The sequence below is a fragment of the Nocardioides sp. genome, assembly GCF_036401255.1.
Lineage (GTDB): Bacteria > Actinomycetota > Actinomycetes > Propionibacteriales > Nocardioidaceae > Nocardioides.
Map to the genome: position 1 here is coordinate 1 of NZ_DASWVI010000093.1, position 6,611 is coordinate 6,611.

Consider the following 6,611-nt stretch of genomic DNA (forward strand, 5'->3'; position numbering starts at 1 on the left):
CACCACCGAGGTGTAGGCCATCACCCAGGAGCCGGCCGCGAGCCGGGCGCCGCCGGGCAGGCGCAGGTCCAGGTGCGGACGCGCTTCGGTGAAGGGCCGGTTCTGCCGGGAGCCGAGGTCGGCGAGGAACTCGCGCAGCTCGTCCTCGGAGTCGGCGATCGGGGCGGCCTCGACCAGGGTGCCGTCGACGAGCTCCAGCCACACGGCGCACTCCGGGCCGCGGGCGATGACGATGATGTTCTCCACGTCCTCGCGCTCGACCAGCGGCTGCAGCCGGCCGAGACCGAACAGCGCGGCCTTGAGGGCGGCCTTGAGGGCGTTCTCCTGCTGGCGGCTCCACGGCGGACGGCCGGTCGAGACGAGGGTTTCGGCCTCGGACTTGATGAACTCCTCGATGACGTCGAGGCCCATCTGTTCGCGGTCCTCGTCGGTGACCCGGCCGCCTTCCTTGTCCAGTCGGGCGGTCAGCCGGGAGGAGATCTCGGCCCGGTACTGGGCGATGAGCTCCCAGTCCAGCTCGACCTCCTCCACGTGGGCGCCGTCGTAGTAGTCGGTGGCGGCGATCGCGTGCGGCTGGTCGTCGGGGCTGGCGACGAGCGGGCGGAGGGTGAAGTCCGAGCGGGTGCGGCCCGGCAGCTGATCCTCGCTGGTCCAGGCGCCGGCGAAGATCGGCAGCGACGTCGGGTCGTGGTCCTCGCTGGTCGGTGCCGGCGGCGGGGGTGGCTGCGTGGCCGGCTGGTTGCCGTTGGTGCCGCGGCCGCGGGCGAACGGGGAGCGCTGGCTGCGGTCTGCGTGTCGCGCCGCGAGCCATTCGTCGGCGCGGAGCGGTTCGCGGTCCTGGGCTCCGGGCTGGTGACCGTTGGTGCTCATGCGCGGCGTCCGATCGGGTGGGCGAGGGCGGCCTGGTTGGAGGTGAGGACGGAGTGGATCAGGGAGACTGCGGTGCGGTAGCTGCGCACCAGGTCGGAGGACTCGAACTTGCGCGGCTTGCGGGCACCGTGGGAGTAGACCTCCGCGGCCTCGGGATCCCAGCCCACCGACGCTGCGACGGAGATCTCGAGCGCCTTGGCGATGTGGCGCGGCGTGTAGGGACGCACCCGCGGGACGCCCGTGGGCATCGCCGGCCACCGGCGGTCCTCGTCGACGAGAAGGAGGCCGAGTCGCGAGAGGCCACCGACGGCGGCGAACTGGTCGCGCAGCGCCTTGGCCCACGAGCGTGCACCGGCCAGCGCGGGCAGCGAGCTGCGAGTGACCAGCAGGGTCAGGTCGGAGGCCGCGACGAGCGGCTGCGGCCAACCCGCGAGACCGAGCCGGCCGGCGTCGACGATGACGTCTTGGCCGTTGCGGTCCAGCGCGCGCAGCTGCTCGGCGAGCGGCTCCCACAGCGGCAGCAGGCTCGGGGCCTGCTCGTGGGCGCGAATGCCAGGCAGGAACCAGGGCGCGCGCTCGGCCGGGGGCTCGGGGTCCAGCAGCAGCGCCTCGCGAGGGAGGGCGGCGGCCAGTGTCCCCTCGCGCAGCGCGAGGGCGAGGTTGATCAGCCCGCCGGTGGGTTCCTGGGTGCCGTGGAAGTAGCCGGCGAAGACCGCGGAGGAACCGGTCGGGTCGGCGTCGACCAGGAGCACAGGACGGTGCCAGTTGAGGGTGAGTCCCAGCGCGGTGGTGGAGACGCCGGGCGCACCGCTGGCCGAGGCGAGGACGATCAGCGCCATCGCTCAGCGCTCCCGAGTGTCCAGGACCAGTGCGACCCGCCCGGTCGCGGCGCGGGCGGCCAGGTCGGCGGCGTCGCCTTCGGGGACAGAGACGTCGACCACGGTCTCGCCGGTCTCCTGTACGCGGCTAACAGCAACGACGACTGCCTCGACCGTGACCGGGTCCTCGTTGGTGACCTCGCCCTGGTCGCCGGGCGTGGTGACGATCCGGACGGCGTCACCGGCGTAGAGCGGCTCGGACGGCATCTGCGCGGGGGTGAGGCTGATGCCCACCAGGGACTCCCCCTCCCCCGGCACCAGGCTGTCGGTGGCGGCCTCCTCGGTGAGCAGGGTGCCGGCCCGCAGGTCGACGGCGGCGCGGCTGCCCTCGAGCTCGGCCTTCTGGCTCCCGGCGACCGGGCTCAGTGCCGGGTCGACGCTGACCCGCACCACTGAGAGGTCACCGGCCTCGATGGTCTCGCCGCGCTTGATGTCCTGGCTGACCACGAGGACCTCTTGGGTGTCGTTGATGGAGGTGAAGGCGAACGCGGTGCCTAGCGCGCCTGCGGCGACAAGGGCCGCACAGAGTGCGAACACCCATGGTCGGCGGCGCTGCTTGGGTCGTGGTCGTGGACTGTTGTTGAGCGTGGGCATGGGACGGCTGGTGGGGGCTGCCTCGCCTGACAGGCCTTGAGCGGTGTTCTGTGACATGGATCCCGAGTCCTCTCGTGTCTCGATCACCTACGTGTCAAGACGGGCCTGGAGCGATCAGCGCGAGCCCAAGTCGATACTGCCACACTAGTGCATTTCTATCGAGCGTCTCGTTATCCACAGGTGACCGCTTCCGAGATGCCATCGCCCAGTCCTGACCGGAGGGTCGCGCGGCTCAATCCCCCCGATGGGACCGAGCATCAACGCCTCCGAACGATCTGGAGTCCATGGGACCACAAAATCGTCCGGGTCTCCCGGAACAAATTCTCACCTGTGGATAAGGGTCAAACCCGCCTGCGCCTACGAACTCGCTCGGGCCGAGGCTGTTCCGCTGCGCCGGCGTTGCCGTTGCGCCTCATGGAATGCCGCGACAACCAGTTCGACGGACTCCCCGAGTGCGCGGGCTAGCGCTTCGAGCGACTGTGGTGCAGGGAGTCGGGTCCAGCGCCCTTGCTCCCAGGCGTAATAGGTCGGCACAGCCACGTTCACGGACGTAGCGAGTTCGGGAACGGTGAGCCCTGCCTGCAGGCGCAGCGCTCGGAGATCGGGGACATCACCGTCGAGGTGAATTAGCCGCAGCGCCGGGATGTCGAGGGCATTGGCGAGTCTGACCAGGAAGTCGGGGCGCGGAGATGACGTGCCCAACTCCCAGCGAGAGATGCGCTCACCCCCGGCCGCTCCCACCAGACGCGCCAACTCATGCTGAGTCAACCCCGCTTCCTCGCGAGCAGCCCTCAACGCGTTGGGGTCGATTCCGGAGGCCATCGCCGACGAACACTAGCGGTGCCGATCCTCTGCGGGACAGGTCAGTCTGGGCTGCCCCGGACCGACGACCTGGGACCGCGGAGCCCGTCCGTCTCGCTCAGCGATGGCGCCGCTCGCGACGCGGACACTCCTCGCCGCATGTCGAATGACCTTGGGCGCGACATCGCGCCCAGCCTCGGTGTCACCACTCGGCGGTCTTGCCCACGCTGGCCACCCGGGGCAAGCCCCATACAGGGCCGTGAGTCCTCCCGCGCTATGGCCGTCGGATTCCCCTCGTGTCGCAGATCGGGCTGATCGCTTACCAACCTCCTTCGCACCTAGGTGACCAGAAAGCGAGGTGGACCATGAGCACTTCCCGAGCCGAGAACCCGGTCCCCGGTGTCGTCACCTTCACCGCCCGCGGAGACGCCGCCCTCGATCGTCTGGCCGACGCCCTGGTGGCCGAGTGCGACGGCTCCCCAGGGGGCATCGCCGACATCCTCGAGCGGGTCCTGGATGCCGACGTCGAGGACCTAGCCGAATGCCTCAGCGAGACGACCGAGCCGCACGCCGATCGACCTGGCCGCGGCGTCGACGAGGTCGATTCCGCAGGCGAGAGCCTCGACGATGCCGCCCGTCGTCGACTCGGAGCGCGCACGCCAGGCGCTGCCAGCACGCCTGGGACACGCAGCTTCAACGTGGGGCGCTGATCCCGATCGACGGCATACACTTCGTTACACAAGCCCGCTGTGTAACAGAATGTATGGGAGACCTCTAATGCTGCCCAACCCCTACGCCCCGGGCGAACTGCCGCGGGTCCTGGCCGGGAGGGAACAACAGCAAGACAGGATCAGAGGCTACCTGAGCCGGATCGGCACCTACGGCGAGATGGGCGGCCCGCTCTTGGTGTTCCTGGGCCCGCGCGGGGTTGGGAAGACGTCCCTGCTGCGCGAGGCGCAGCGTGACGCCGAGGAGCACGGGTTCATCACCGCATGGGTGGCATGCCGGCGCAACGCGCCGTTCCTTCCCGACCTGGTCAGTCGCGTCGGAAAGGCCGTCGAATCCGCGGACATCCTCCCCCGAGCCGAGAAGGGCACCTGGAAGCTTCGCCTGGAGAGCATCGGCCTGGAGTTCGGGCTGCCGAGCGTGGTGAAGGTGAGCGCGACGGCGGCCGCCGACCGCTCCGGGGCTGAGGCACCTCCACGAGGGGCCCAGATCTCGGCGATGGAGGACCTCCTGCACGAGACCAGCTCCCAGATCCGCGCACGCGGTGGCGCTGGACTCGTGGTCTTCGTCGACGAGCTGCACGCGGCCACCCGCGATGACCTCGCGGTCCTGCTCAACGCGATGCAGAACTTGGCTGGACGGCGCGAGGACAACCCCCTCGCCATCATCGGCGCCGGCCTGCCCTCGACGCCGGGAGTCCTGGTCAACGCTGCCACCTTCGGGGAGCGCAGCACCTTCCTCACGCTTCCCCGACTCGAGCCGGCCGCAGCGGCCGCCGCCGTGGCCGAGCCGGCCGCAGAGCTAGGCGTGACCTGGACGCCCGCCTCGCTGCAGACGGTAGCGGCCGAGGCCCAAGGATTCCCGTACCTGCTGCAGGTCCTCGCGCACGCGACGTGGGAGGTGGCCAAGCCCTCAGGAACCGGTGACGTGCTCGACGTCGACCAGGTGCGGGCCGGCCTGCCGCTGGCCGATGATCAGCTGAGCTCCATGTACGCCGCCCGGTGGGCGGCCGCGACCGAACTGGAGAAGCAGATCATGTCCGTGATGGCGCAGGCCGGCACTCCAACGGTGACGCGGGCAGAGATCGCCGCGGCGCTCGGCCGGCCCACGCAGGCTCTGGGTGTTCCGCGTGAGCGCCTGATCGACAAGGGCATCATCGAGCCCGCCAGTCGCGGCGAGGTCCGGTTCACGATGCCTGGCTTCGACCGCTACATCCGCGAGACCCTGGCCACCGGAGCACCCTCGCCCGCCGACCCGGCACCCGGCAGTCTCGGTGCCGGCCGCCGCCCGCGTGAACTCCCGCCCGCCTCCGAGGGCGGCCGCGACGCGCCGCGGCGTTAGAGCTCACGGCGAGCCTGCCGACGTAGGACCGCCTCGAACTCGTCGACGTCGCCGAGCGGCATCGGGGGCGCGACGTCGGCGAAGGTCGTCGAGCAGCTCGTCGACGTCGCCGTCCTCCAGCTGCGGTGCGCTGTAGGCGTTCCACTTCCCCCACCGCGGCGGCGAGTCGGCGGTAGGCCTCGACGTCGGCCGGAGCGTTGAACCAAGCGGCCACCGCCAGTGCCACTCGCCTTGCGATCAAGGCCGCCTGGTCGTCCATGGCCGCTCAGTCTCCCGCTGGAGACCCCGGAGAGGACCCTTCGCGGTTATCCACAGCCCGCCGCCGGCCGTAGCGCGGAACCGGCGAGATCCGCGAGACTCAGGCCCAGCGAGACCTCTCGGCAGGAACGCACCTGGTGGAAGACAACGACCAGCTCGAGGCGAGCGGGCACGCGACGGCGGCCCGCGAACACGTCTACGGCTTCAACCGCGCCACGATGTGGGCGCCCGACCAGATCCCGGCAGAGACCTCCGACGAGCTCGCGGAGTTCGCCGACCTCGCGGCCGCGCTGCCCCAGGCGTTCTCGCAGCTGTCGAGCACGCTCGAGCAGGCATTGGCCGACCAGGTGCTCAGCATGGACTCGATGACCGACGAATCCGACCCAGCCATGGCGATCGGCGTCGCCCGTCTCCGCCTGGAGGAGGCCCGCGGACTCGCGGTCGACCTCCACAAGCACCTGAACGCCGCCCGCAACGCCACCGCGCACATCATCAGCCAGGGCGTCGACGACGGGCAGGAGTCGATGCCCTGGGACCAACACTGACCTGGTGGTCCCCGGCCCTCGGTGAACCGCGGCGCCTGAGTCCCGCGAGATTTCTTCGCGCTCGGTGATCGCCCGAGCGGGTCGACCTTCCTTTGGTGACTGAGACATGACCCCGGTCAACCAAGGAGCTGCCCGTGAGCACGCCCACCGATTCTCCCTCCGCCGCGGCCGACCGTGACCCGGTTCAGGAGGCCCGCGACCACCTCGAGCAGGCCCTGGCCGCGCTCGACCGCCTCCGCGAGGTCCTGCCCCCGTCGAGCAGCACGCCCCCGTCCGACACGGGAGGCGGTGAGCCGGCATGACCACCGACACCGCTCTGCAAACCGCAGACGCAGTCTTCATGGCCGAGCAGGCCGTGGGACGCGCCCGCCGGGTCGTCGACGAGCTCCGCACCACGATCAACTCCGCGCTCCGGGTTCTCGATGACGCCGAGCTCGACTCTGCGAAGGCCCGCCTCAGCGACCGCGGTGACTACTACCTCGAGGCCGCCGGCGAGCACTTGAGCCGCCTGCAGCGGCGCTGCAGCGACAACGCCGAGCTGGTCGACGAACTCACCGGACACCTGGAGCGTGCATCGCAGGCGATCGCCGATGCCCAC

The 6,611-nt window shown here is 70.5% G+C and carries 7 protein-coding genes and 2 pseudogenes; 5 read left to right on the plus strand and 4 right to left on the minus strand.

All coding sequences use genetic code 11. The features are described 5' to 3' along the window. From VGD85_RS04330 to VGD85_RS23150, 4 genes and pseudogenes are all read right to left on the minus strand, one after another. Positions 1–870: pseudogene (locus VGD85_RS04330) on the minus strand (hypothetical protein); the annotation flags it as partial. Beyond that, complete coding sequence (locus VGD85_RS04335; RefSeq protein ID WP_331062214.1) at positions 867–1,709, minus strand: hypothetical protein; 843 nt, start codon at positions 1,707–1,709, stop codon at positions 867–869. The pseudogene VGD85_RS04330 and the gene VGD85_RS04335, both read right to left, overlap by 4 nt. A 3-nt stretch (positions 1,710–1,712) precedes the next feature. Further along, positions 1,713–2,342, minus strand: a complete 630-nt coding sequence (locus VGD85_RS04340) for an SAF domain-containing protein (RefSeq protein WP_331062215.1) — start codon at positions 2,340–2,342, stop codon at positions 1,713–1,715. A 357-nt stretch (positions 2,343–2,699) separates the two neighbouring features. Then, positions 2,700–3,164, minus strand: a complete 465-nt coding sequence (locus VGD85_RS23150; RefSeq protein WP_414690757.1) for a helix-turn-helix domain-containing protein — start codon at positions 3,162–3,164, stop codon at positions 2,700–2,702. A 344-nt stretch (positions 3,165–3,508) separates the two neighbouring features. Here VGD85_RS23150 and VGD85_RS04345 point away from each other — a divergent pair, with 344 nt between their 5' ends. The 5 genes and pseudogenes from VGD85_RS04345 to VGD85_RS04365 form a co-directional block, all read left to right on the plus strand. Beyond that, positions 3,509–3,853, plus strand: coding sequence for a hypothetical protein (locus tag VGD85_RS04345; RefSeq protein WP_331062216.1), 345 nt, complete (start codon positions 3,509–3,511; stop codon positions 3,851–3,853). Positions 3,854–3,920: 67 nt separating this feature from the next. Further along, the gene (locus VGD85_RS04350) at positions 3,921–5,210 is read left to right on the plus strand and encodes an ATP-binding protein (RefSeq protein WP_331062217.1); all 1,290 of its coding nucleotides are present in this window, start codon (positions 3,921–3,923) and stop codon (positions 5,208–5,210) included. Positions 5,211–5,605: 395 nt separating this feature from the next. After that, positions 5,606–6,013 carry a hypothetical protein gene (locus tag VGD85_RS04355; RefSeq protein WP_331062218.1) on the plus strand — a complete coding sequence of 136 codons (408 nt, stop codon included), beginning with the start codon at positions 5,606–5,608 and terminating at the stop codon, positions 6,011–6,013. Between the two features lie 134 nt (positions 6,014–6,147). Next, positions 6,148–6,315: a hypothetical protein gene (locus VGD85_RS04360; RefSeq protein WP_215525935.1), complete on the plus strand. Its 168-nt coding sequence runs from the start codon at positions 6,148–6,150 to the stop codon at positions 6,313–6,315. Then, positions 6,312–6,611, plus strand: a pseudogene (locus VGD85_RS04365) (hypothetical protein); the annotation flags it as partial. The gene VGD85_RS04360 and the pseudogene VGD85_RS04365, both read left to right, overlap by 4 nt.

What these genes read in the sequence shown, in the direction of transcription:
- VGD85_RS04340 (WP_331062215.1), bottom strand. Translation starts at nt 2,342, where the DNA reads ATGCCCACGCTCAACAACAGTCCACGACCACGACCCAAGCAGCGCCGC.
- VGD85_RS23150 (WP_414690757.1), bottom strand. Translation starts at nt 3,164, where the DNA reads ATGGCCTCCGGAATCGACCCCAACGCGTTGAGGGCTGCTCGCGAGGAA.
- VGD85_RS04335 (WP_331062214.1), bottom strand. Translation starts at nt 1,709, where the DNA reads ATGGCGCTGATCGTCCTCGCCTCGGCCAGCGGTGCGCCCGGCGTCTCC.
- VGD85_RS04350 (WP_331062217.1), top strand. Translation starts at nt 3,921, where the DNA reads ATGCTGCCCAACCCCTACGCCCCGGGCGAACTGCCGCGGGTCCTGGCC.
- VGD85_RS04345 (WP_331062216.1), top strand. Translation starts at nt 3,509, where the DNA reads ATGAGCACTTCCCGAGCCGAGAACCCGGTCCCCGGTGTCGTCACCTTC.